The organism is Janthinobacterium sp. GW460-12-1-14-LB5 (assembly GCF_059423585.1).
Genome location: NZ_JBWKYD010000031.1, coordinates 46128 through 66408, shown reverse-complemented (window position 1 = coordinate 66408; position 20281 = coordinate 46128). Strand labels below are relative to the sequence as shown.

General features: G+C 60.4%; 29 protein-coding genes. 25 read left to right on the top strand and 4 right to left on the bottom strand.

All coding sequences use genetic code 11. From position 1 onward, the window contains the following. From AC07X6_RS25315 to AC07X6_RS25255, 13 genes are all read left to right on the top strand, one after another. Nucleotides 1–701, top strand: a 701-nt coding sequence (locus AC07X6_RS25315; RefSeq protein WP_494792774.1) for a phage baseplate assembly protein V, incomplete at its 5' end; no start/stop codon positions are given. Then, nucleotides 698–1042 (top strand): GPW/gp25 family protein, encoded by a 345-nt coding sequence (locus tag AC07X6_RS25310; protein WP_474290168.1) that lies wholly within the window; start codon nucleotides 698–700, stop codon nucleotides 1040–1042. The genes AC07X6_RS25315 and AC07X6_RS25310, both read left to right, overlap by 4 nt. Then, the gene (locus tag AC07X6_RS25305; protein ID WP_494792773.1) at nucleotides 1039–1950 is read left to right on the top strand and encodes a baseplate assembly protein; all 912 of its coding nucleotides are present in this window, start codon (nucleotides 1039–1041) and stop codon (nucleotides 1948–1950) included. The genes AC07X6_RS25310 and AC07X6_RS25305 overlap by 4 nt, the downstream gene beginning before the upstream one ends. Then, nucleotides 1943–2563, top strand: coding sequence for a phage tail protein I (locus AC07X6_RS25300; protein ID WP_494792772.1), 621 nt, complete (start codon nucleotides 1943–1945; stop codon nucleotides 2561–2563). The genes AC07X6_RS25305 and AC07X6_RS25300 overlap by 8 nt, the downstream gene beginning before the upstream one ends. After that, entirely contained in the window at nucleotides 2560–4395 is a 1836-nt protein-coding gene (locus AC07X6_RS25295) for a phage tail-collar fiber domain-containing protein (RefSeq protein WP_494792771.1), read from the top strand. The genes AC07X6_RS25300 and AC07X6_RS25295 overlap by 4 nt, the downstream gene beginning before the upstream one ends. Before the next feature lies 1 nt (nucleotide 4396). Next, nucleotides 4397–4903: a hypothetical protein gene (locus AC07X6_RS25290; RefSeq protein ID WP_494792770.1), complete on the top strand. Its 507-nt coding sequence runs from the start codon at nucleotides 4397–4399 to the stop codon at nucleotides 4901–4903. A gap of 30 nt (nucleotides 4904–4933) precedes the next feature. After that, nucleotides 4934–6109 carry a phage tail sheath protein gene (locus AC07X6_RS25285; protein WP_494792769.1) on the top strand — a complete coding sequence of 392 codons (1176 nt, stop codon included), beginning with the start codon at nucleotides 4934–4936 and terminating at the stop codon, nucleotides 6107–6109. 59 nt (nucleotides 6110–6168) lie between these two features. Continuing rightward, nucleotides 6169–6678 carry a phage major tail tube protein gene (locus AC07X6_RS25280; protein ID WP_494792768.1) on the top strand — a complete coding sequence of 170 codons (510 nt, stop codon included), beginning with the start codon at nucleotides 6169–6171 and terminating at the stop codon, nucleotides 6676–6678. Between the two features lie 37 nt (nucleotides 6679–6715). Beyond that, on the top strand, nucleotides 6716–7024 hold the full coding sequence (locus AC07X6_RS25275) for a phage tail assembly protein (protein WP_070346127.1): 309 nt from the start codon (nucleotides 6716–6718) through the stop codon (nucleotides 7022–7024). An 8-nt stretch (nucleotides 7025–7032) separates the two neighbouring features. Further along, the gene (locus AC07X6_RS25270; RefSeq protein ID WP_071650277.1) at nucleotides 7033–7146 is read left to right on the top strand and encodes a GpE family phage tail protein; all 114 of its coding nucleotides are present in this window, start codon (nucleotides 7033–7035) and stop codon (nucleotides 7144–7146) included. 126 nt (nucleotides 7147–7272) lie between these two features. Continuing rightward, the gene (locus tag AC07X6_RS25265; RefSeq protein WP_494792767.1) at nucleotides 7273–10230 is read left to right on the top strand and encodes a phage tail tape measure protein; all 2958 of its coding nucleotides are present in this window, start codon (nucleotides 7273–7275) and stop codon (nucleotides 10228–10230) included. 14 nt (nucleotides 10231–10244) lie between these two features. After that, the gene (locus AC07X6_RS25260; protein WP_494792766.1) at nucleotides 10245–10853 is read left to right on the top strand and encodes a phage tail protein; all 609 of its coding nucleotides are present in this window, start codon (nucleotides 10245–10247) and stop codon (nucleotides 10851–10853) included. Beyond that, entirely contained in the window at nucleotides 10850–12118 is a 1269-nt protein-coding gene (locus tag AC07X6_RS25255) for a phage late control D family protein (RefSeq protein ID WP_494792765.1), read from the top strand. The genes AC07X6_RS25260 and AC07X6_RS25255 overlap by 4 nt, the downstream gene beginning before the upstream one ends. Before the next feature lie 4 nt (nucleotides 12119–12122). Here AC07X6_RS25255 and AC07X6_RS25250 read toward each other — a convergent pair whose 3' ends face one another. Next, the gene (locus AC07X6_RS25250) at nucleotides 12123–12563 is read right to left on the bottom strand and encodes a hypothetical protein (RefSeq protein WP_494792764.1); all 441 of its coding nucleotides are present in this window, start codon (nucleotides 12561–12563) and stop codon (nucleotides 12123–12125) included. On the opposite strand from AC07X6_RS25250, the gene AC07X6_RS25245 reads away from it, so the two are divergent. Continuing rightward, on the top strand, nucleotides 12562–12789 hold the full coding sequence (locus AC07X6_RS25245; protein WP_494792763.1) for a hypothetical protein: 228 nt from the start codon (nucleotides 12562–12564) through the stop codon (nucleotides 12787–12789). The two genes, AC07X6_RS25250 and AC07X6_RS25245, sit on opposite strands and share 2 nt — an antisense overlap. Nucleotides 12790–13051: 262 nt before the next feature. Here the strand turns inward: AC07X6_RS25245 and AC07X6_RS25240 are convergent, their stop codons facing one another. The 3 genes from AC07X6_RS25240 to AC07X6_RS25230 all read right to left on the bottom strand — a co-directional run bounded on the left by AC07X6_RS25240 (nucleotide 13052) and on the right by AC07X6_RS25230 (nucleotide 15597). Then, entirely contained in the window at nucleotides 13052–13699 is a 648-nt protein-coding gene (locus tag AC07X6_RS25240) for an MAE_28990/MAE_18760 family HEPN-like nuclease (RefSeq protein WP_494792762.1), read from the bottom strand. Further along, nucleotides 13696–14811 (bottom strand): GmrSD restriction endonuclease domain-containing protein, encoded by a 1116-nt coding sequence (locus AC07X6_RS25235; RefSeq protein WP_494792761.1) that lies wholly within the window; start codon nucleotides 14809–14811, stop codon nucleotides 13696–13698. The genes AC07X6_RS25240 and AC07X6_RS25235 overlap by 4 nt, the downstream gene beginning before the upstream one ends. 342 nt (nucleotides 14812–15153) lie before the next feature. Then, a complete protein-coding gene (locus AC07X6_RS25230; protein WP_494792760.1) occupies nucleotides 15154–15597 on the bottom strand; it encodes a helix-turn-helix domain-containing protein in 444 nt (147 codons plus the stop codon). Nucleotides 15598–15679: 82 nt separating this feature from the next. Between AC07X6_RS25230 and AC07X6_RS25225 the strand changes: the two genes are divergently transcribed. From AC07X6_RS25225 to AC07X6_RS25175, 11 genes are all read left to right on the top strand, one after another. Beyond that, entirely contained in the window at nucleotides 15680–15883 is a 204-nt protein-coding gene (locus tag AC07X6_RS25225) for a hypothetical protein (RefSeq protein WP_494792759.1), read from the top strand. Nucleotides 15884–15893: 10 nt separating this feature from the next. Next, nucleotides 15894–16097 carry a hypothetical protein gene (locus AC07X6_RS25220; RefSeq protein ID WP_035820909.1) on the top strand — a complete coding sequence of 68 codons (204 nt, stop codon included), beginning with the start codon at nucleotides 15894–15896 and terminating at the stop codon, nucleotides 16095–16097. Nucleotides 16098–16134: 37 nt separating this feature from the next. After that, a complete protein-coding gene (locus tag AC07X6_RS25215; protein WP_494792758.1) occupies nucleotides 16135–16323 on the top strand; it encodes a hypothetical protein in 189 nt (62 codons plus the stop codon). Further along, a complete protein-coding gene (locus AC07X6_RS25210) occupies nucleotides 16320–16583 on the top strand; it encodes an Ogr/Delta-like zinc finger protein (protein ID WP_494792757.1) in 264 nt (87 codons plus the stop codon). The genes AC07X6_RS25215 and AC07X6_RS25210 overlap by 4 nt, the downstream gene beginning before the upstream one ends. A 120-nt stretch (nucleotides 16584–16703) precedes the next feature. Beyond that, the gene (locus AC07X6_RS25205; protein ID WP_494792756.1) at nucleotides 16704–17105 is read left to right on the top strand and encodes a hypothetical protein; all 402 of its coding nucleotides are present in this window, start codon (nucleotides 16704–16706) and stop codon (nucleotides 17103–17105) included. A gap of 101 nt (nucleotides 17106–17206) precedes the next feature. After that, nucleotides 17207–17560 carry a hypothetical protein gene (locus AC07X6_RS25200; protein ID WP_034745810.1) on the top strand — a complete coding sequence of 118 codons (354 nt, stop codon included), beginning with the start codon at nucleotides 17207–17209 and terminating at the stop codon, nucleotides 17558–17560. Then, nucleotides 17550–19385: a replication endonuclease gene (locus AC07X6_RS25195; RefSeq protein ID WP_494792755.1), complete on the top strand. Its 1836-nt coding sequence runs from the start codon at nucleotides 17550–17552 to the stop codon at nucleotides 19383–19385. The genes AC07X6_RS25200 and AC07X6_RS25195 overlap by 11 nt, the downstream gene beginning before the upstream one ends. Further along, complete coding sequence (locus AC07X6_RS25190; protein ID WP_175444804.1) at nucleotides 19382–19534, top strand: hypothetical protein; 153 nt, start codon at nucleotides 19382–19384, stop codon at nucleotides 19532–19534. Before AC07X6_RS25195 ends, AC07X6_RS25190 begins: the two co-directional genes overlap by 4 nt. Then, a complete protein-coding gene (locus tag AC07X6_RS25185; RefSeq protein WP_494792754.1) occupies nucleotides 19528–19758 on the top strand; it encodes a hypothetical protein in 231 nt (76 codons plus the stop codon). The genes AC07X6_RS25190 and AC07X6_RS25185 overlap by 7 nt, the downstream gene beginning before the upstream one ends. Beyond that, on the top strand, nucleotides 19755–20048 hold the full coding sequence (locus AC07X6_RS25180; protein WP_492993093.1) for a hypothetical protein: 294 nt from the start codon (nucleotides 19755–19757) through the stop codon (nucleotides 20046–20048). Before AC07X6_RS25185 ends, AC07X6_RS25180 begins: the two co-directional genes overlap by 4 nt. Nucleotides 20049–20051: 3 nt before the next feature. Beyond that, nucleotides 20052–20261: a hypothetical protein gene (locus AC07X6_RS25175; RefSeq protein WP_494792753.1), complete on the top strand. Its 210-nt coding sequence runs from the start codon at nucleotides 20052–20054 to the stop codon at nucleotides 20259–20261. Nucleotides 20262–20281 lie beyond the last annotated feature (20 nt).

Sequence of the window (20281 nt, the reverse complement as noted above, 5' to 3'; positions counted from 1 at the left end):
GCGTGCATCCGCACGCGGACTTCGGCAACATGCACTGCATGAACGCCGACCTGTCCGACCTCCTCCGTTTGCTGCAAAACCTGATCCGCCTGGGCACCATTGCCGAGGTCAAAGGGGCCAAGGCGCGCGTGCGGCTGGGGCCGACACTCACCACCGAATGGCTGAAATGGGCTACTCGGCGCGCCGGCAGCACGCGCACCTGGTCGGCGCCGACTGTCGGCGAACAAGTGATCGTCTTTTCCCCCGGCGGCGACCTGACGCGCGGCATCATCCTGCCAGCGCTGTACTCGCAGGCGTTTGACGCACCCGAAACCAGCGACAGCATCCATACCACGCATTACTCCGACGGTGCCGTGGTGCAGTACGACCATGCGGCCCACGCCCTGACTGCAGTGCTCCCCGGCGGCACCGCCACCATTACGGCCGACAAGGTCACGTCAAACGCGCCCAGCACCATCTGCACGGGCGACCTGACCGTCATGAAAAACCTGATCGTCATGCAAGCGGCCATCGTCAACGGCGCCACCGCGCTGAATGGCGGCGTGAACGCCAAGGCCGACACCGCTGGCGGCGTGGCCATGGCCGTGCAAGGGACAATCCAGGCCAGCGAGGACGTGCTGGCCGGCGCCATCAGCCTGGCCAGGCATGCGCACGGCGGCGTCAAGGCCGGCGGCGACCAGTCGGGCGGGCCGCAATCATGATGGGCATGCACGCCGCCACCGGGCGCAGCCTGACGGGCCTGGGCCACCTGCGCCAGTCGGTCACCGACATCCTCACGACACCCATGGGTTCGCGCATCCGGCGCCGCCGCTACGGTTCCGAAGTGCCCGAATTGATCGACCAGCCCCTGAACAGCGCCACGCAGTTGCGCATCTACGCCGCCACCGCCTTTGCCTTGCGCCGCTGGGAACCGCGTTTGCAGCTGGCCAGCGTGCAGCTCACGCGCGACACGGACGGCGCCATCGCGCTGCTGCTCGACGGCACGGCGAATGGCCAGGGCATCACCCTGGCCGTGCCCGTCAAGCAAGGGGGCGCCGTATGAGCACGCCCATCGACCTGACCCAGTTGCCAGCACCGAGCGTGGTCGAAGTGCTGGACTTCGAAGCCATTCTCGCCACACGCAAAGCCCACCTGGTCAGCCTGCTGCCGGAAGCCGAGCGCGCGGCCGTCACGGCCCTGCTGGAGCTGGAGTCGGAACCGGCCACCAAGCTGCTTGAAGAAAACGCGTATCAGGAAACCATCTTGCGCAACCGCGTCAACGAGGCCGGCAAGGCCGTCATGCTGGCGTTTGCCCTCGATGGCGACCTGGACCAGCTGGGCGCCAACGTCAACGTGACGCGCCTGGCCATCACGCCGGCCAATCCCAACGCGCTGCCGCCCGTGGCCGCCGTCATGGAAGACAACGACGCCTACCGCCTGCGCATCCAGGAAGCACCGGACGGCCTCTCCGTAGCCGGCCCGAAGGCGTCGTATGAATTCCACGCCCGCAGCAGCGATGGCCGCGTCAAGGACGCGAGCGCCACCAGCCCCGCACCGGCGCACGTCATCGTCACGGTGCTGGCCAACAACGACACGGGCATCGCCGACGCCGCGCTGCTGGCCACCGTGGCGCGCGCGCTCAATGCCGAGGACGTGCGCCCCCTGGGCGACCGCCTGACGGTGCAGGCCGCCCAGGTCATCGACTACCAGATCGAGGCCACCTTGTTTATCGGCGTCGGCCCGGAAGTGCCGATTCTGCTGGACGCGGCGCGCGCCAACGCCGTGCGCGTGTCGCAGCCGCGCCGCCCGCTGGGGCACAGCATCTACCGTTCCGCCTGCAGCGCCGCCGTGCACGTCGAGGGCGTGCGCAAGGTCGTCTTGACTAACCCGGCGGCGGATATCGAACTGAACGCCACCCAGGCTGCGCGCTGCACGGCCATCAAACTGAATGTCGTGGTGCGCGATGAATAAGGTCGTGGCCACCCTGCCGCCCAATACCACGGCGCTGGAGCGCGCCATCGCCGTGGCCTGCGCCGAGCTGGTCAACGTGCCCGTGCCGCTGCGCGATCTGTGGAACGCCGACCGCTGCCCGGTCAATCTGCTGCCATTCCTGGCCTGGGCCTGTTCCGTTGACCGCTGGGACGACACCTGGCCCGAATCGACCAAGCGCGGCGCCATCAAGGCATCCTATTTCATCCACAAGCACAAGGGCACGATTGCCGCCGTGCGCCGCGTGGTCGAATCCCTGGGCTATTTGATCCGCATCACCGAATGGTGGCAAACCACGCCGCCGGGCGTGCCGGGCACCTTCCGCCTCGATGTCGGCGTGCTGGACACGGGCATCACGGACGCCATGTTTCAGGAAATGGAACGCCTGATCGCCGACGCCAAGCCCGTCAGCCGCCACATGACGGGCCTGGCCATTTATCTGGAAAGTCGCGGCAACGTCTACGCGGGCGCTTGTGCGTACCACGGCGACAGCATGACCGTGTATCCCTGGATCGCGGAAACCATCGAAGTGCGCGGCACGCTGTTGCTGGCCGGCGCATCCCATACCATCGACACCATGACCATCTATCCATGAGCACATATTTCGCTATTCTGACGCAGGTGGGCGAGGCCAAGCTGGCCAATGCCATCGCCCTGGGGCAAACCCTGAAACTGAAAAAAATGGGCGTCGGCGACGGCAACGGCACCCTGCCGGTTCCCGACCGAGGACAAAAGGCGCTGCTACGCGAGGTGCACCGCGCCGACTTGAACAAATTGGACAAAGACCCGGCCAACAGCAGCCAGATCATTGCCGAACAAGTGCTGCCCGAGAACGTGGGCGGCTGGTGGATGCGCGAACTCGGCATCTACGACGAGGCGGGCGACCTGTGCGCGGTGGCCAACTGCCCGCCCAGCTACAAGCCATTGATGGCCGAGGGCAGCGGGCGCACGCAAGTGGTGCGCATCGTGCTGATCGTCGCCAGCACGGCCGCCATCGAGCTGAAAATCGACCCGTCCATCATCCTGGCAACACGCCAGTATGTCGATGAACAGATCATTACCGTGCGCGCCTACAGCGACGCGCAACTGGCCAGGCACCTGGCTGCTCTTGATCCGCATCCGCTGCTGGCCAAGGTCGCCTATGTCGATCAGAAAGACTCCAGCGCACGCGCCTATGGCGACCAGCAACTGGCCAAGCACCAGGCTGCTCTTGACCCGCACCCGCTGCTGGCGAAGGTCGCCTATGTCGATCAGCAAGACACCAGCGCGCGCGCCTATGGCGATCAGCAACTGGCCAAGCACCAGGCTGCTGCAGATCCGCATCCGCTGCTGGCCAAGGTCGCCTATGTCGATCAACAGGACACCAGCGCACGGGCCTATGGCGACCAGCAACTGGCCAAGCACCAGGCTGCTGTCGATCCGCACCCGCTGCTGGCCAAGGTCGCCTATGTCGATCAGCAGGACACCAGCGCGCGCGCGTATGGCGACCAGCAACTGGCCAAGCATCAGGCCGCAGCCGATCCACATCCACTGCTGGCCAAGGTCGCCTACGTCGATCAGCAGGACGCCAACGCGCGTACCTATGGCGATCAGCAACTGGCCAAGCACCAGGCTGCTGTCGATCCGCACCCACTGCTGGCCAAGGTCGCCTATGTCGATCAGCAGGACACCAGCGCGCGCGCGTATGGCGACCAGCAACTGGCCAAGCACGCGGCCGCTCTTGACCCGCATCCGCAATACAGCATGAAAGAAGTGGCGACGCTTAAAAAATTTGACGCCTCGAAGAAACTGGCAAGCGCCGAGTTCGTGCAGCAGGCACAGGGCAGCATGGTGAAATACGTTGGCGTGAATGCCGACCGTATCTTGACAGCGGACGACATGGGCGCCGCCCTGTACTTTACCGCCCCTGGTCTGACCCTCACCATTCCCAGCCCGGACTCGCTGGGCATTCCCGCCAATTCGGGCAAGTACTTCAAGCTCTTCGGCCTGAACCAATCACCGGGCACAATTGCGTCCGGAGCCGGCGTGGTCATTGGCTATGACGTTGCCGATGTGAAAAAAATCATCATCAAACAAGGCCAGTTCATCACCGTGATGGCAACAAGCGGCCAAGTCTGGCAAGTCATCGATGCAACCGCCGAAATGGGGCGCAATGCCGATTTTTCGTCAAAGTTGGCTGCAAGCAACGGCTATCAAAAACTGCCGGGCAATTTCATCTTGCAATTTGGTGATGCCACCGCGACGCCCGCAGGAAGTTTCATTACCTTCGATATCGCATTCCCTGTGGAGTGCTTCGGCGTCTGCCTAACCGGCGCCAACAACGACGCCGTCAATCGCCTGGGAACCGGCAAGCCAACCAGAACGGGCTTTGCCGCGTACTCGTCCGACTCCACGCCAGCCACCCGTTACATCGCTTTCGGAAAATAATATGACGATCTTTTATTCCAATACCACCCGTGGCTTTTATCCGGCCGCCATGCGTGCCGACTACGAACAGGCCGGCACCTGGCCGGCCGATGGCGTCGAGGTCGCGCCCGAGGACGAGGCCATGCTGCGCGAGGCAATCACCGCCGGCGCGACCATCCGCAAGAAGTCCGGCGGCAAGTGGAGTATTACCGCGCCACCGCCGCCACCGTTTGCCGTGCTGGCCGCGCCCTACCTGGCCAGCGTGCGCCAGGCGCGCGACGCCATCCTCAACCGCCTGGCCGGCATTGGCTTTGCCGCCATGGCCAGCGGCGATGCGGCAACCGCCCAAGCGGTCGCCACGGCGCGCACCTGCCTGCTCGACATCACCACCTGCGCAACGGTCGCTGCCGCACAGGACATCGAGGCGCTGCAAGCGGCCGTCAGCGCCGAATTCCAGCACATCGCCGACGCCTTGCCGGATGAGGCGCGGCGCGCCTTCGATGATGCCGGCACGGCAGCGCCCCAGTAACGTCTTTTCACCACTCACCAGGAGAGCCCTATGGCCACCGACTACCACCATGGCGTGCGCGTCATTGAAATCAACGAGGGTTCGCGCCCGATCCGCACCGTGTCCACCGCCGTGCTGGGCCTGATCGCCACGGCCGACGACGCCGATCCTATCGCTTTTCCACTGGACACGCCCGTGCTCGTCACCAACGTGCTGGCCGCCATGGGCAAGGCCGGCAAGTCAGGCACCCTGCGCCGCGTCCTGCAAGCCATCGCCGCGCAAACCAAGCCCCTGACGGTTGTGGTGCGCGTCGCCCAGGGCGAAACGGAAGCGGAAACCACCAGCAACGCCGTGGGCGGCGTGTCGCCTGACGGCAAGTACCTGGGCGCCCAGGCGCTGCTGGCGGCGCAAAGTAAGCTCGGCGTGAAACCGCGCATCCTGGGCGCGCCGGGGCTGGACACCCAGGCCGTCACCAACGCCCTGGCCAGCGTGGCACAGCGCCTGCGCGCCTTCGTGTATGCGTCGGCCTACGGCTGCGCCACCGTCACGGCGGCCACCGCCTATCGCGGCCAGTTCGGCCAGCGCGAAGTGATGGTGATCTGGCCCGACTTCGTGAACTGGAATACCGCCACCAACGAAGAGGCCAGCATTTCCGCCGTCGCTTACGCCATGGGCCTGCGCGCCAAGATCGACGAGGAAACGGGCTGGCACAAGACATTGTCGAACGTGGTCGTCAACGGCCCGACCGGCATCAGCAAGGACGTGTTTTTCGACCTGCAAGACCCCGCCACCGATGCCGGCGTGCTCAACGCCAAGGAAGTGACCACCCTGATTAACATGGGCGGTTACCGCTTCTGGGGTTCGCGCACCTGCGAGGAACCGGGCGGCTTCTTCTATTTCGAAAGCTACACGCGCACGGCCCAGGTGCTGGCCGACACCATCGCCGAGGCGCACTTCGCCTACGTCGATGTGCCCCTGCATCCCTCGCTGGTTCGCGATCTGCTGGAAAGCATCAATGCCAAGTTCCGCGACTTGAAATTGCAGGGATACATCATCGACGGCCATGCCTGGTATGACGAGCAATACAACGACAAGACAGGCCTGAAAGACGGCAAGCTGGCCATCGACTACGACTACACGCCCGTGCCGCCGCTGGAAAACCTGAAATTCCAGCAGCGCATTACCGACCGCTACCTGGCCGACTTCGCCTCGCGCATCGCCGCGTAATCGTCTGCATCACCACCCTGCCCGCCCCGCGCGGGCGAAACTGAACAACGGAGAACCTTATGGGTCTGCCCCGCAAACTGAAAAATTTTAACTTGTTCCAGAACGGCGTCTCCTTCATGGGCATGGTGCCCGAAGTCACCTTGCCGAAACTGAGCCGCAAGATGGAAGAATACCGCGCCGGCGGCATGAGCGGCCCCGTGTCCGTCGACTTCGGCAATGAGGCGCTGTCGCTGGAATGGAGCGGCGGCGGCCTGATCGCCGAAGCCCTGAAACAGTACGGCGCACACACGCACGGCGCCGTGCAACTGCGCTTTGCCGGCGCCTACCAGGAAGACGATGACGGCAGCGTCGCCGCCGTCGAGGTCGTCGTGCGCGGCCGTTACAAGGAAATCGATATGGGCGCGGCCAAGATGGGCGACGACACCACGCACAAATACACGATGGCGTGCAGCTATTACAAGCTGATGATCGACGGCGCCACCGTCATCGAACTGGACTTCATGAGCGGCACCGAGAACTTCGGCGGCGGCGACACGAATGCGGCCATCCGCAAGGCCATCGGCCTGTAATCCCCTTTTTTACTGACCACCCCACAAGGAACACAGCATGAACAACGATACCCAAAACCAAGCCGTCATCGAACTGGACGAGCCAATCAAGCGCGGCGACAGCTTCATCACTTCGCTGACCGTGCGCAAGCCCAAGGCGGGCGCCCTGCGCGGCATTTCCCTGATCGAGCTGGCCAACCTGAACGTGTCGGCCCTGCAGATCGTCCTGCCGCGCATCACCGAGCCGACCCTGACCGCGCACGACATCGCCAACATGGACCCGGCCGACCTGCTGGCCGTGGGCGCCGAGGTTGCCGGTTTTTTGGCGAGCAAAGCCGATCGCCTTTCGGTATCCCCGGCGAAGTAGAAGACGCCATGGCCGACATTGCCGGCGTCTTCCACTGGACGCCGGCAGCGATGGACGATTTTACGATTGATGAACTGATGGCCTGGCGCGAACGCGCCCGGCAGCGAAGCGGAGCGGAATAGATGGCTGGTCGGGATCTGAAATTACAGGTGGTATTTGCAGCGCTGGACAAGATTACCGGCCCGCTGAAAAAGATCATGGGCGGCTCCAGCGAGACGGCCAAGGCCTTGAAGGCCACCAGTGACCGTTTGCGCGAACTGAATGCCCAGCAACGAAACCTGGGGAAATTCCGCGAACTGCATAGCGGTATTCGAACAACGGGGGTTGAGCTGAAAGAAGCTCAAAAGAAAGTAAAAGAGCTGGCCGCAAGCATAAAACAGACCGAGTCTCCTACACGCGCCATGACGCGTGATTTGAAGGCGGCGACGAAGGTCACGCAGGCCTTGACGCTGAAAGGCCGAGAACAGAGCCAGCAATTCCGCGTCCTGCGCACCAGCCTGAGAGACGCCGGCATCGACACGCGCCAGCTGGGCAAGGCCCAGGAGTGGTTGAAAAACAGCATCCAGCTGACGAACGTTGAGCTTGCCTCGCAACAAAAGCGCCTGGCCGCCTCCGCCGCCAAGCAGCAGCGCGTCACCAATGCCACCCAGCACGCCGACAAGCTGCGTAGCAAAGCGGGCAGCATTGCCATGGCCGGCGCTGGCGCGACTGCCACCGGCGCCGTGGTGGCCGCGCCCGTCGTCAAGGGGCTGCACGAAGCGAAACACTACGAAATTGAAACGGCGCGCATCCGTGCGCTGGGTACGCGCACGGCCAAGGAAAAAGAACACGCGATTGCGTTTGCGAAGGAACTCAAGACGTATGGCGTTAGCCAGCTGGAAAAGACGGAAATGATCCGAGATTCAATTTCCATCTTTGCAGACGGGCACCATGCTGAAATGGCTTTGCCCAGCTTGGCAAAAATGAAGTTCATCAACGATACCCTCTATCCAGATTCCGCTGGGGAACGCAATGCGCAGTTGTTTGCTATGCAAAAGGTCATTGAGTTACGCGGCAATGCTGGATCAGTCGAGGCATTCAAGAAGGATGCTGATCGCATTCAAAAAATCATTGCTGCGACAGGCGGGCGAGTAAGTGGCGAAGAATGGCGTCAATTCACGATTCGTAGCGGCGTGGCGGGTAAAGGTTTGACCGACAACGCGTTTTTCAATCAGATGGAACCCATGTTGCAGGAGTTGGGCGGATCGACAGCCGGTGTCGGCTTCCGCTCGCTGTACAACAACATTGTCCAGGGACGCGCCACTCAACGCTCGGCCAGGGAAATGCAAGCTCTTGGCCTGTTGAATGGCACGCACATCAAGTACGACAAGGTGGGGCAAATTAAATACATTCAGGCTGGCGCGCTGCTGGAAGGCGAACTGTTCCAAAAAAGTCCATTGGACTGGGTAGAAAAAGTTTTCCTGCCTAAGCTGGCTGCGAAAGGAATTACAGACGAAGATGCAATTAACAGCAAAATTGGCACCCTCATTTCCAATAGCAACGGTGCTGCCTTCTTGATGCGCGTGGTTGGCCAGCGCTTGCAAATGCGAAAGAGTGAGCGCCTCAATCAGAACACCGAAGGCATGGACAAGTTACACGACCGCGCGCGCGCGGTAGGCGCTGGTGCAGAACACGAAGCCCATGCCAAGCTTTCCGACCTGAAGCTGGTCATGGGAGAAAAAATTCTGCCCATGTACACGCAAGCGCTTGAAATGGCGATTGCGGCGTTCACGCGCCTGAACGGTTTCATGGAGCGCAACCCGACCGTGGCCAAGGTCATGATTACCGCCTTTGCCGTGCTGGCCGGCCTGCTGCTGGTGCTCGGGCCGCTGATGCTGGGTATTGCCGCCCTGATCGGCCCGTATGCCATGCTGCACGTCATGTTCGCCAAGATGGGCGTGACGGGCGGCGTGCTCACGCCCATCCTGCGCAAGCTGGGCGGCGCTTTCATGTGGGCCGGCCGCGCCGTGCTGTGGCTGGGCCGCGCTCTTCTGATGAATCCGATTGGCATCGCCATCACGGTCATTGCCGGCGCCGCCTTCCTGATCTACAAGTACTGGGAACCGATCAAGGCGTTCTTTGCTGGCCTGTGGTCAGACGTCAAGGCGGCGTTTGCCGGCGGCTTTACCGGCATCAATAGCCTGATCGCCGACTGGTCGCCGCTGGGCCTGTTCTATCGTGCCTTCGCGGGCGTGCTGGGCTGGTTCGGCATTGCGCTGCCGGCCAGGTTCACCGACTTTGCTGCCAGCATCCGGGGCCGCTTTGCCAAGGGACTGGCGCCGCTGGCCGGCTTCTTTACCGGCATCTGGTCGCAGATCAAGACCGCCTTTGCCGGCGGCATAGGCGGCGTCAGCGCCCTGATCGCCAACTGGTCACCGCTGGGCCTGTTCTATCGCGCCTTCGCGGGCGTGCTGGGCTGGTTCGGCATCGCGCTGCCGGCCAAGTTCACCGACTTCGGCGCCAGCATCCTGCAGCGCATCACCGCATCCTGGCAACCTATCGCCGCCTTCTTCGCCGACATCTGGTCGCGCCTGCGCACGGTCTGTGCCGGCGGCATGGGCAGCATCACGGCCCTGATTATCAACTGGTCGCCGGTCGGCGTGTTCTATCAGGCGTTCGCGGGTGTCATGAGCTGGTTCGGCATCAAGCTGCCGGCGCAGTTCACCGAGTTCGGCGCCAACATCCTGCGCGGCCTGGTCAACGGCATCACCGGGTCTATGGGCGCCGTCAAGGACGCCATCAGCAATGCCGGTTCCAGCACGATTGCCTGGTTCAAGGAAAAGCTGGGGATCCACAGCCCAAGCCGCGTGTTTGCCCAGCTCGGCGACTACACCATGCAGGGCCTGGCCGTGGGCCTGGACCGCAGCGAGGGCGCGCCCATTGCCAAGGTGTCTACCCTGGCGCAGCGCCTGACGCAACTGGGCGCCGGCATCGCCATCGGCACGGCCACGGCGTTACCTGCCAGCGCCTTCGACACGCGCGCCCCGCTGGCCCAGGGCGGATTCGGCGCCGGCATGACGATTCAGGGCGACAAGATCGAAATCACGATCCAGGCGCAAGCCGGTTCCGATCCGCAGGCCATCGCGCGCGCGGTAAGCGCGGCGCTCGATCAGCGCGACCGCGAGAAGGCGGCACGCATCCGCTCGTCCTTGCGCGACCACGATTAAGAAAGAAGCACACCATGATGATGATTTTAGGAATGTTCGTATTCAGCCTGCCCACCCTGGCCTATCACGAGCTGCAGCGGCAAACGGAATGGAAGCACGCCAGCACGGCCCGCGTGGGCCTGCGCGACGCGCACCAGTACGTGGGGCCAGGCGACGACACGATTACCCTGTCGGGCTGGGTGGCGCCGGAACTGACCGGCTCCCTGTACTCGCTCGATGCCCTGCGCATGATGGCGGATACGGGTAAGTCGTGGATTCTGATCCAGGGCACGGGCCGCATTCTCGGCTCCTACCGCATCACCAGCATGACGGAGGGCCGCACCATCCTCGACGGCAGCGGCGGCGCGCGCCGCGTCGAGTTCTCGATTGCGCTCAAGCGCGACGACGACGGCGTGCTGGCCATGATCGGCCTGGGCGACATCGGCGACCTGAAAAACATGCTCAGCATCGATGGCATGACCAGCAGCATTGCCGGCGCGGCCAAGAATGCCGTGGGCAGCGTGGTGGGCAATGTGGTCGGCGGCATCACGTCGAAATACGGCGGCGTGGTCAGCGAGATGAAAGACAAGATCGGCGCCAGCATCAGCGGCGCCATCGGCAGCGCGGCGGACAAGTTCAAATGAGCGAGCATATCCCCGCCTTCAAGGTCAGCATCGAGGACAAGGACTTGACGGCCATCGTCTCGCCGCGGCTGATTAATCTGACCTTGACCCTTTGCCGTGGCGACGAGAGCGACCAGCTCGACATTGCCCTGGACGACAGCGACGGCAAGCTGGCCCTGCCGCCGCGCGGCGCGCAGATCGCCCTGGCGCTGGGCTGGCAAGCCACCGGCCTGGTGGACATGGGCAAGTTCACCGTCGACGAGGTGGAGCACAGCGGCGCGCCCGACACTATCACCCTGCGCGCCAGGTCGGCCAACCTGATCGACACCTTCAAACAGCAGCAGGAACACAGCTTCCACAAGACCACCCTGGGCGCCATCATCGAGGCGATTGCCTTCCGCAACGAGCTGGCGTCGGGCGTGTCCGCGCGCCTGCGCGACACGGCCATCGAGCACATCGACCAGACCCACGAAAGCGATGCGGCCTTCCTGCGCCGGCTGGGCAGGAAGTACGACGCCGTGGCCACCGTCAAGAACGACACCTTGCTCTTCATCCCAATCAACCTGAGCCGCACCGCCAGCGGCAAGGCGCTGCCCGTCATTCCCATCACGCGCGCACTGGGCGACGGCCACCGCTACCACAGCGCCGAAAGCGACGCCTACACGGGCGTGCGCGCCTTCTGGCATGACGAGCGCTACGCGCGCCGCCGCAGCGTCGTGGCCGGCGTGCCGGGCAACAGCAAACGCCTGCGCACCACGTTCGCCAACGAAACCGACGCGCGCGCGGCCGCCGTCGCCGAATGGCAGCGCATCCTGCGCGGCCTGGCCACCTTTGAAATGAGCCTGGCCCTGGGCAACCCGGCCGTGTTTCCGCAATCACCCGTGACCGTGCGAGGCTTCAAGCCCGAGATCGACGCCACCGAGTGGCTATCGGTCAAGGTCACGCACAGCCTGGGCGGCAACGGTTTTATCACGCGCGTGGAGTTTGAAACGAAGACGGAAGCGGTCGAGGCGGAGCGCGAGGACGAGAAAGACCCGGACGAAGGCGTCACGGGCGTGGTGGCCAAGTGGAAAGACGTGGCAGCGAAGAAGAAAAAAGCGGGGCAGGAGCAGGCCGGCGCTACGGGCACGCTCAAGACGCTGGAGCATCTTTACAAAAGCAAGAGCGGTGCCAAGCGGGCCGCGAAACTGGCGTGGGAGCACATCAAGGAGGTGCGCGAAATCATTCGGGAGAACAGCGAGGAGCCATGGAAGCCGGCGGAAACGGCTTCCAAAGCCCAGGCGTGACGAACTACGGGAGGGTGACGGACTTTATCAGGACGCTCAATACTTCATTTGTTACACCCTTGAGTGTCTCCATAGTTCCGGCCTTCACTGATTGCACCAATCTCTCGCCCAAGGTAACGCGGCTGACCAGACTATCGGGGACAGCTTTGAGGGCGGTCAAACCTTTTTCGGAAAGTACCGCATCCGAAAAGCCTGTGGCTGACTTGCTATTGGGGCGTACGGAAATGTACCCCTCTTGCACCAACCATGTGGCGGTGTTGATAAATGCCTCTGCCGGAGGAGTCACTTCGGCACCTGTGAAGCTGTCAGCATTGAAGCATGCAGCTTCGCCACCTTCTACAAATTTTCTCGCGTCCAGGAAGATTGGTTTCGGGAAATTTTCGTACAATCTTGCAAAAATTTTGCCAGTTAGTACATCAAAAGCATCAATATTGGAAAGTGTCATGATTACCAGAAATTTTGAAGAAGTAGAACGTCAGGAAAACGAAATTCGGAACCATATCCATCGGCAGATATTGGGGCTATCTGACCAAGTACGGTCCAAAGAAATATGGCATAAGATTTTGGTGGCTGCTGATCCGGAAATCATTGCAACCGCGCTAAGCACACAGCTCACGCATTTCAACTATCAGGAAGTGCTCAGCCGCAAACAGTGCAACTGCTGCCAGTAATGAGCTCGCTTGGCGGGAGACTAGAAACTGGCAGGCCCCAACAGCACACTAAAGACGCTGGAGCATCTTTACAAGAGCAAGCAGGCCGCCAAACTGGCGGCGCTGCATGCGTGGAGGCATATTGAAGAAGTGCGGGACATCATTCGCGAGAATAGCGAGGAACCTTGGACGTCCGCGAAAGCCATAATAGCCGACGCAAAAGCGGCATGAAAGTGCAACACTTACATTCGCTCAGCGGCTACTTCCGCGTCAAAGCTGCTTGTCAAGCTACCTTGTATGTTTGCAGAACGACGCGATTCTCTAGCTCATTACCAAACGAACGCATTATGCCGATAGTGTTCTCCGTTATTTTATCTAACTCATCAAACGCAATTAATGTATCTTCTCCATGCGCGATGGAGTTTCGGCGCTTGAGTAAAATAACATCGATAAATGTCGCATTCTCCGAAAATAATGAAACCGAGAGGCCACACACTAAGCAGATATCGGTAAATACGTCAAAGTTAAGATTGGCCTTCGTGTTGATCAAATCATCGTTCACATGAGTGAATCTCCGATCAGAACAATCCAATACTTCATCAAGCAAAGTACAGCGCTCAGCCACGCTTATCTTTGATGTGGAAAGCGCCGCTAATCGGGGCAAAAAATAGTTCCGAGTGAATTGCCTATCAAGAGTTTTAAATGGGAATTTTCGCAGTGCAATATGCTCGAAATATTTTCTTGCTGCAAATTTTACGTAACCTTCCCAGTGAGCATAACAAATTGCAACTAAAGCGCGCAGAAGTACTTTCCGCATGCCCTCGTCTCCCCTTTTGATCGCCAGTTTTAGATCGGATATTTCTTTAACTCGCCAGTTTCTATCCGTAGTAATCTGCGTGGAAAACTCACCTTCCGTATAGGGTTTGCTCATGGACGGAACCATCTCTCGCCAAACGGAACGGTACGCTGAATTCGCACTGTGCCGCGGAGACCGAGCGAAGTAAATTGCGGTACCTCTGGCTGGTTCCAGAACGTCTCCATTTTCTCCTTGATAAATGCTTTGGCTTGAGCTTCGCCTAGGGCTTCTATCGCATCGAGGTTCTTTGCGACACCTACGGCTATGCCCTCTAAGCCGGACAGAACGACCTTGCCAACGTACTGACCACCGTTGTAACGTCGAAGCGCGTTGGCACCAGCGACATCGTTCAGCAATTGGAAAGTTTTGGTGATTAAATTAATAGCGCTGGCTTGGTCTCCGGCCGTAGCCAATTCAATGATGCCTTCATCAATGAATTCCTCAACGTCCAATCGACCATCATATGACAGCTTCACATGCACAAGAAAACGCATTGCCAACTCTATGTGCTTTTGCTTTTCGATTTGCTCCTCTCCAACAGATATAACGGTTCTGAACGCAGCTAAATCGGCTGCAGCCTTCACTGCTCGGAAATATGGACCGTTGACCATAAGCACAATGCAATTCCGAAGCTCTTGTGCATTGGCCTGCGTCCCTCCGGCATTGAGTCTTTGGAAAAGATCATACTTCGTCTGATCGTCACTCGGACGTTTTAGTATTTCAACGCCAAGTCTGCTGCGACGGATGGCAAGTTGCTGTGTTTTATCAATTGGCTTCTGATCGTGAATAGGCACATCGACAATACCGGCCGAGCTTTCCCACACTGCATTGTAAAGCGACGGCAAATACTTAGTCGCCTCGAGAGTGGATGGCGAATAATGACCGCCCGCAGGGTCACGCAAAGCACCCATGAATTCAAGTATGGTCGAAACACGTTGTAAACCGTCTACAAGCTCCCATTTCCCATCTTCTTTTTCAAATACGAAAATCGAAGGAAGTGGTATTCCAAGCAACAATGACTCAATTAATTTTGACTTCTGTCCGATATCCCATCTAAATAGTCGCTGAAACTCCGGATCGATAATCAAATCTTCGTCGTTGTACATAGTTACAATTTCACCGATAGACATCTGGTAAGCATCAGTTCGCACAAGGCGTTGTGCGACTTCAATTTCTTGACTAAGCATCTTGAATTCCCTTTTTTTGACTGAACGTTAGTTGCGTAATTTAAACCACTGATCGACCAACAACTCTTGTGCGGCACCATCGTTTTCAGGGTATGCCTGTAAAATTAGTTAAGTTGCAATTTTTCCCAGCAATGAGTACTTTTTACGGTATCGCAATCTGCTCTTTTAGTCATGACAGCTTTCTAACTTACGTCAAATGTGCATAGCTGAATATGATGCAAAAGGAAAACGTCCAACTCTGCAGGTTCAAGCGCTCGCATCTAGGAATTATAGGGGCGGAAAACTATGCAGAGTAAACAAACAGCAACTACAATAAGCATAAGAAGATGAATCATTTGCAGACTATTTTTCCTTTTTTCGTCCGCTACCGGCCACATTAAAAGTCTGCGGCCCAATGATATTCCCCACGAAATTTTGACCAATCTTGCCGTGGGTCTCAACGTGTGGGGCATTCCCTGCTTGGGATGCTGGGGGCGTTGGCGAGCGCATGCCACCAATCATCCCTAGTACGCCTGCTTTCCCGCGAACGTCCATACTTCTATAACCATCCAGCAGTTCTCTCTCATCCGAGGTAACGGCTGATTGCAGTCTCTCGCCCGTGATTATGTAATGGACATCGACCCCGATTCCAGCCAGCGCGCGCAAGTAAAGCGCATCCGGCGCACGCTCGTTTTGTTCATACAGCGTCTGCGCGCGTCGCTTCAGTCCGCCGGCGGCAGCAAAATCTTCTTGATTCATGCCCAGCCGCTGACGCTCTTCTTTTAGTATTTCACCAATTGATCTCATTTGTGCTCAAATTTATCTTTACAATGCTCTCATTTGGGAGCTATAGTTACGCCATTCCGTAGCGATTACAGATCATAACATTATGAAAAACGTATCCATTGTTGGACGCATTGCCAAGGGTGTAACTTCCCATCCCATGGGCGTCCGTCTAGCCCCGGCTGAAGTGGCCGAAGTCGAAGCCTTTGCCGCAGAACATGAACGATCTCGCGCCTGGTTCCTCCGCTTCCTGATCCTGCGCGGCCTCGCCGACTACAAGCGCGAACTCGCCTCCAAACCCACCCACTAAGGACAACGTCATGTACCCCGATGCAAAACGTATCCGCAGCCACCGCGTCATGCTGCGCCTCGATGACTATGAGCACCAGCTCGTTTCCTCGATCGCCAACTACCAAGGCGAAGAGCTTGCGGTGCTGGTGCGCCAGATCGTGATGCGTGAAGCCTTGGCCGTGATCGCCTTGGATGACGCCACCATCGACAGCGTACAGCGTCGCAGCGTTTAAACCGAGTCACTTTTGAGCAACTCTAAAGTTACAGAAAATGCCAGACCATCAAATTCACCTCAATGACGAAGAGCGCGCGGTGCTGGAACTCGTGCGCCAGCGCCAGGGGCTGGCAAGTATCGATCAGGCGGCTGAATGGCTCGTCAAGTCGCGCTTACGCAAGCAGTCAAAAAACATGACGGGTCGCGGTCGCGCCCTGTACCAAGTGGAAAGAAAGCAGAAATGAGAGTCATCGGCCTGCCCTGCCCGCATTGCGAATACACCGTCCGTGCCGTCAAAAGCCGCACGATGTCCGCCATGTTCAAGGAAATCACCTATATGTGCCAGAACCCGGACTGCGGGCACTCCTTCGTGGCAGGCCTGGAAGTGCTGCGCACCCTCTCGCTGTCCGCCATGCCCAGGGCCGATATCCGCATCCCGATGTCCCAGCATGCGCGCACGGCTGCCACCAGCCAGCTGGCCCTGGACCTGACAGCGGGCTGCTGATGGCTATCCCGATCCTCGCGCCGCCGTAACCCGGCCGCTGTAACTCCCCTCTTTTTCTGTGCCCTGCAGCGCTCCCTTTTGAGCGTGCGGGATTCGTTCAACCTGAAATAAGGAAAACCGATGGAAACCACGCTGCACGCCGCCATTCATGCCGACATATCCATGCCGTCAAACACGATCAACCCGATGTCGCAAAACTGCATTGTCCCCGTCGCACCTACGTGTTTTCTGCTGCAAGCCGGCGCCTGCATCAGCATCGCAGCGCTGACAGCCCAAATCCATGAGATTGCCAAGACCTATCACGCCTACGGCGCTGCCAATCTGACCTTCATCGTCAGCGATGCGCAGGCGCTGGAGCGTGACGGCTTTTTCGCGCCAGCCAAGCAGCGCGCCTTGGTCGGCAAGCTGCCCATCGAGGTGAACTACCTTTTCGCCAATGAGGCGGGTTCCCGGCACTGCTGCGGCGCATCGCACACGCTCCCGTACTGGGCAGAACATTTTCTCAAGGCAGGGGCACGCTAATGCAGCGCCTGGCCAAAACCTGCGGCATCTGGCTGCTGTCGCTCCTGATCGTCATCACCCCTGCCTTGCTGCAGGCCATCGGCGCCATCAAGGACTGAACCATGCCGGCGTCCCTTATCGACAATCACCTGTCCTTCCAGCCTGCCGCCGAGATTCTGGCCGCGCGCGACAAGGATATGCCAACGCCGCCAGGCGCCGGGCATGCGCTGGCCGCCATCGCCGAGGCCAAGGCCCAGCTACGCAGCATCAAGCCGCGCAACCTGGCGCCCTTCATGGCCCAGGCCTGGGGATTGTCGCCGCGCGGCGCGCGCCGCTCCGTGCTGATCGCTGCCGGTATGGACGCTGACCGCTGGGAATCGCCCATCCACTCATTTACCGAGGAAGAGCGCATCGAGCTGCGCGCCGCCACCTCCGCCGCTATCCGTGTGTACGAAAGACTGTTGAATGCCATCTAAAGAAATTCTCAAGCCCGCTCAGCGTCACGAGGCGTTTTTGCGATCCCCGTACTTCGCGCCCGAGCTGGCCCGTATCCCGTTCAAGTGGCGCAACCGCGTCATCACGGCCGCCATGGCCAAGATGGCGTGGTCGTCCTGGTACAGAGTGTACGAATCCATCGCCACCAGCTTTGTGCGCAAGTTCGCCGAGCAGTATGTGCCGGCCGGCGTTGACCTGTCGCAAAGCGACGCCGACATCGTGGCCACCGCCGAGCGTGCGGCCGATGGCGTGACCAAAATGCTGTGGATGGCAGTGTCCGACACGCACGCCTTGCAGATCATGGAAGACGAATGCGCCTCGTATGGCATCGAGCTGCCTGAGTTCGACGCGCTGACCGACACCATCGCCCGCCTGGTGGACGCCCGCTGGTGGCGCCGCCAATTGCGCAAGCGCGTAGGTCGCGCCTTTGAGGCCGGCAATATCCGCCTGGGCTACGTCAACTATCACGGTGAACCTTTCGCCAGTACCGAAGCAGTGCTTGCCCGTCTGGCGCAAAACCGGCGCAACGCGGCGGCGCTGGCCGCCACCCTGGTGCAAAACGAGAATGGCCAGCAATTCAGTATCGCCGAGCTGGCCGAGAAAACGACTGCGAATAAAGCCATCCGGCGCGGTGAGCTCATGTTGCGCATCAACGGCTTTGAGCAGATCGCCCGCGAGTGCGGCGACCAGGGCATTTTCGTCACCTGGACGTGCCCATCGCGCTTTCACGCCGTGCAGCACAGCGGCAAGCCAAATCCAAAATACGACAACTCGACGCCACGCGAGGCCAATGCCTACCTTGGCAAGATGACAGCCCTGTGCCGCTCCGCACTGGCGCGCCGTGGCATTGGCCTGTACGGATTTCGCATCGCCGAGCCGCATCACGATGGCTGCCCGCATTGGCATCTGCTGCTGTTCGTGCGCCCCACCGTGAAATACAAGACGGCCCACTTGCAGGACGTGGCCGGCCGCGCCATCCGCATCATGAAGCGCTACGCCTGGCGCATGGACCGTGGCGAACCGGGCGCCTTTGCGCGCCGCTTGGACGTCAAGCGCATCGACTGGGCCATCGGCAGTGCTGCCGGCTACATCATCAAGTATGTGGCCAAGAACATCGACGGCGTGGCCGAGCACAAGACAAAGGAAGGCTATGTCATCACGCCGGACACCGAAGGCGACATCGAGCTGACGCCATCGGCGCGCGTCGAGGCCTGGGCCGCGCGCTGGGGCATCCGTCAATTCCAGCAATGGGGCGGCGCGCCCGTCACCGTGTGGCGCGAACTGCGCCGCATCGAGGAAAGCATGCTCAACGAAGCGCCGGCCGCCATGCGCCGCGCCTGGAACGCCGTGCAAAAAATCGAGGGCGAAAAGCGCGCCTGCTGGGCCGAATACCTGCGCGCCCAGGGCGGCGCCCTGGTGCCGCGCAAGGAACTGGTCGTCACGCTGGCCAAGGATGAAAAGACCGTCATCGGCCGCTATGGCGAAACGCAACGTATCACGCCCTACGGCGTGCGCTGCAGCGACCTCATTGGCGTGGTCTTCAAGTCCGTGCGCCATACGTGGACGCCGGTACAGGCCACAGGCGGGCGCGCGGTGGCTGTTGGGGTTGCCGTTCCTCGGACTCGTGTAAATAACTGTACGCACCCCGACCGCCCTGCCCCGGCCGCGCCGCCAGCGGCGCCTATCCCTGACCTGCCTGACGAGGCAAAAACAGCGGTCATTGCCGCCTGGGCGGCCGTCAACGCCTGCCCGTATCCCCGGCTGATCGTCCCCGACACCCCACCCCATAAAGGAAATGGCACATGAGCACCTATGCCGTGATCGTTCGCACGCAAACCGAACGCTTTGAATTTTTTGAGGTTGCCGCATCCAGCGGCGACGTGATCGACGCCGCCATCGACCGCTTCGGCGTGTGCGGCGTTACCGCCAAACTGAAAGGAGCACCGCAATGCTGAACACCCTGACCGATTCGCCGCGGCAAATCGCCCTGGGCGACCGCGTGACATTCGATACCGACGAAGGCTACCAGGCCGGCACCGTCAACGACCTGCGCCGCGACGTGGGCAATGGCGAGCTGCATGCGTGGGTGGAACTGGACCACCAGTGGCCGGGCATGTTCCGGGCGGTGCCGCTAGCGGCCATTGTTTCCAGCCACGCTGCCCTGTTGGTGGCCGCATGAACGATACCGCAACGCTCGACATGTTCCCGCCAGAGGTCCGCGCACCGCGCAAACCAATCACCAGCGCAGATCGTGAGGCGGCACGCGCGCTGCGCGCACAGAAGCTGGCTGAGAAACACGAAGCGAAACGCTGGGTGGTGGTAGAGGCCCCTGGAACAGTGGATGAATACGTTTGGGACCATTGCAGGTGCAGCACGTACCGCGAGGCTTTGCGAATGGGCAGTGACTGCGGAGTGAGATTCGATGTGATGTTCAGGCTGCCAGACGGCAGTTTGACCACGGAGTTTTAAGCCATGAACAAAACATCCTACAAAAAATCCTTCCAAGCGAAGCTGACTAGCGAGGAAATGCGCCTTGACGCACTGGTTATGGCCGGCAGTCAGCCAGGCGACATTGCACGAGTCTGGAAGTACCGTGGCGGCGTCACCGTAGAGCGCGGCGGCATGGTCGTGCTGAGTGTAAGTCGTGCGCAGATCGGGCTGAACATGGCGTTGCCAGGGTGAAGTGCAGCGCCGCAAAAAAA

Bases quoted from the DNA above. Each gene is read 5' to 3' on its own strand.
- AC07X6_RS25310 (WP_474290168.1), top strand. From the start codon at position 698: ATGATGGGCATGCACGCCGCCACCGGGCGCAGCCTGACGGGCCTGGGC.
- AC07X6_RS25305 (WP_494792773.1), top strand. From the start codon at position 1,039: ATGAGCACGCCCATCGACCTGACCCAGTTGCCAGCACCGAGCGTGGTC.
- AC07X6_RS25300 (WP_494792772.1), top strand. From the start codon at position 1,943: ATGAATAAGGTCGTGGCCACCCTGCCGCCCAATACCACGGCGCTGGAG.
- AC07X6_RS25295 (WP_494792771.1), top strand. From the start codon at position 2,560: ATGAGCACATATTTCGCTATTCTGACGCAGGTGGGCGAGGCCAAGCTG.
- AC07X6_RS25290 (WP_494792770.1), top strand. From the start codon at position 4,397: ATGACGATCTTTTATTCCAATACCACCCGTGGCTTTTATCCGGCCGCC.
- AC07X6_RS25285 (WP_494792769.1), top strand. From the start codon at position 4,934: ATGGCCACCGACTACCACCATGGCGTGCGCGTCATTGAAATCAACGAG.
- AC07X6_RS25280 (WP_494792768.1), top strand. From the start codon at position 6,169: ATGGGTCTGCCCCGCAAACTGAAAAATTTTAACTTGTTCCAGAACGGC.
- AC07X6_RS25275 (WP_070346127.1), top strand. From the start codon at position 6,716: ATGAACAACGATACCCAAAACCAAGCCGTCATCGAACTGGACGAGCCA.
- AC07X6_RS25270 (WP_071650277.1), top strand. From the start codon at position 7,033: ATGGCCGACATTGCCGGCGTCTTCCACTGGACGCCGGCAGCGATGGAC.
- AC07X6_RS25260 (WP_494792766.1), top strand. From the start codon at position 10,245: ATGATGATGATTTTAGGAATGTTCGTATTCAGCCTGCCCACCCTGGCC.
- AC07X6_RS25255 (WP_494792765.1), top strand. From the start codon at position 10,850: ATGAGCGAGCATATCCCCGCCTTCAAGGTCAGCATCGAGGACAAGGAC.
- AC07X6_RS25245 (WP_494792763.1), top strand. From the start codon at position 12,562: ATGATTACCAGAAATTTTGAAGAAGTAGAACGTCAGGAAAACGAAATT.
- AC07X6_RS25250 (WP_494792764.1), bottom strand. From the start codon at position 12,563: ATGACACTTTCCAATATTGATGCTTTTGATGTACTAACTGGCAAAATT.
- AC07X6_RS25240 (WP_494792762.1), bottom strand. From the start codon at position 13,699: ATGAGCAAACCCTATACGGAAGGTGAGTTTTCCACGCAGATTACTACG.
- AC07X6_RS25235 (WP_494792761.1), bottom strand. From the start codon at position 14,811: ATGCTTAGTCAAGAAATTGAAGTCGCACAACGCCTTGTGCGAACTGAT.
- AC07X6_RS25230 (WP_494792760.1), bottom strand. From the start codon at position 15,597: ATGAGATCAATTGGTGAAATACTAAAAGAAGAGCGTCAGCGGCTGGGC.
- AC07X6_RS25225 (WP_494792759.1), top strand. From the start codon at position 15,680: ATGAAAAACGTATCCATTGTTGGACGCATTGCCAAGGGTGTAACTTCC.
- AC07X6_RS25220 (WP_035820909.1), top strand. From the start codon at position 15,894: ATGTACCCCGATGCAAAACGTATCCGCAGCCACCGCGTCATGCTGCGC.
- AC07X6_RS25215 (WP_494792758.1), top strand. From the start codon at position 16,135: ATGCCAGACCATCAAATTCACCTCAATGACGAAGAGCGCGCGGTGCTG.
- AC07X6_RS25210 (WP_494792757.1), top strand. From the start codon at position 16,320: ATGAGAGTCATCGGCCTGCCCTGCCCGCATTGCGAATACACCGTCCGT.
- AC07X6_RS25205 (WP_494792756.1), top strand. From the start codon at position 16,704: ATGGAAACCACGCTGCACGCCGCCATTCATGCCGACATATCCATGCCG.
- AC07X6_RS25200 (WP_034745810.1), top strand. From the start codon at position 17,207: ATGCCGGCGTCCCTTATCGACAATCACCTGTCCTTCCAGCCTGCCGCC.
- AC07X6_RS25195 (WP_494792755.1), top strand. From the start codon at position 17,550: ATGCCATCTAAAGAAATTCTCAAGCCCGCTCAGCGTCACGAGGCGTTT.
- AC07X6_RS25190 (WP_175444804.1), top strand. From the start codon at position 19,382: ATGAGCACCTATGCCGTGATCGTTCGCACGCAAACCGAACGCTTTGAA.
- AC07X6_RS25185 (WP_494792754.1), top strand. From the start codon at position 19,528: ATGCTGAACACCCTGACCGATTCGCCGCGGCAAATCGCCCTGGGCGAC.
- AC07X6_RS25180 (WP_492993093.1), top strand. From the start codon at position 19,755: ATGAACGATACCGCAACGCTCGACATGTTCCCGCCAGAGGTCCGCGCA.
- AC07X6_RS25175 (WP_494792753.1), top strand. From the start codon at position 20,052: ATGAACAAAACATCCTACAAAAAATCCTTCCAAGCGAAGCTGACTAGC.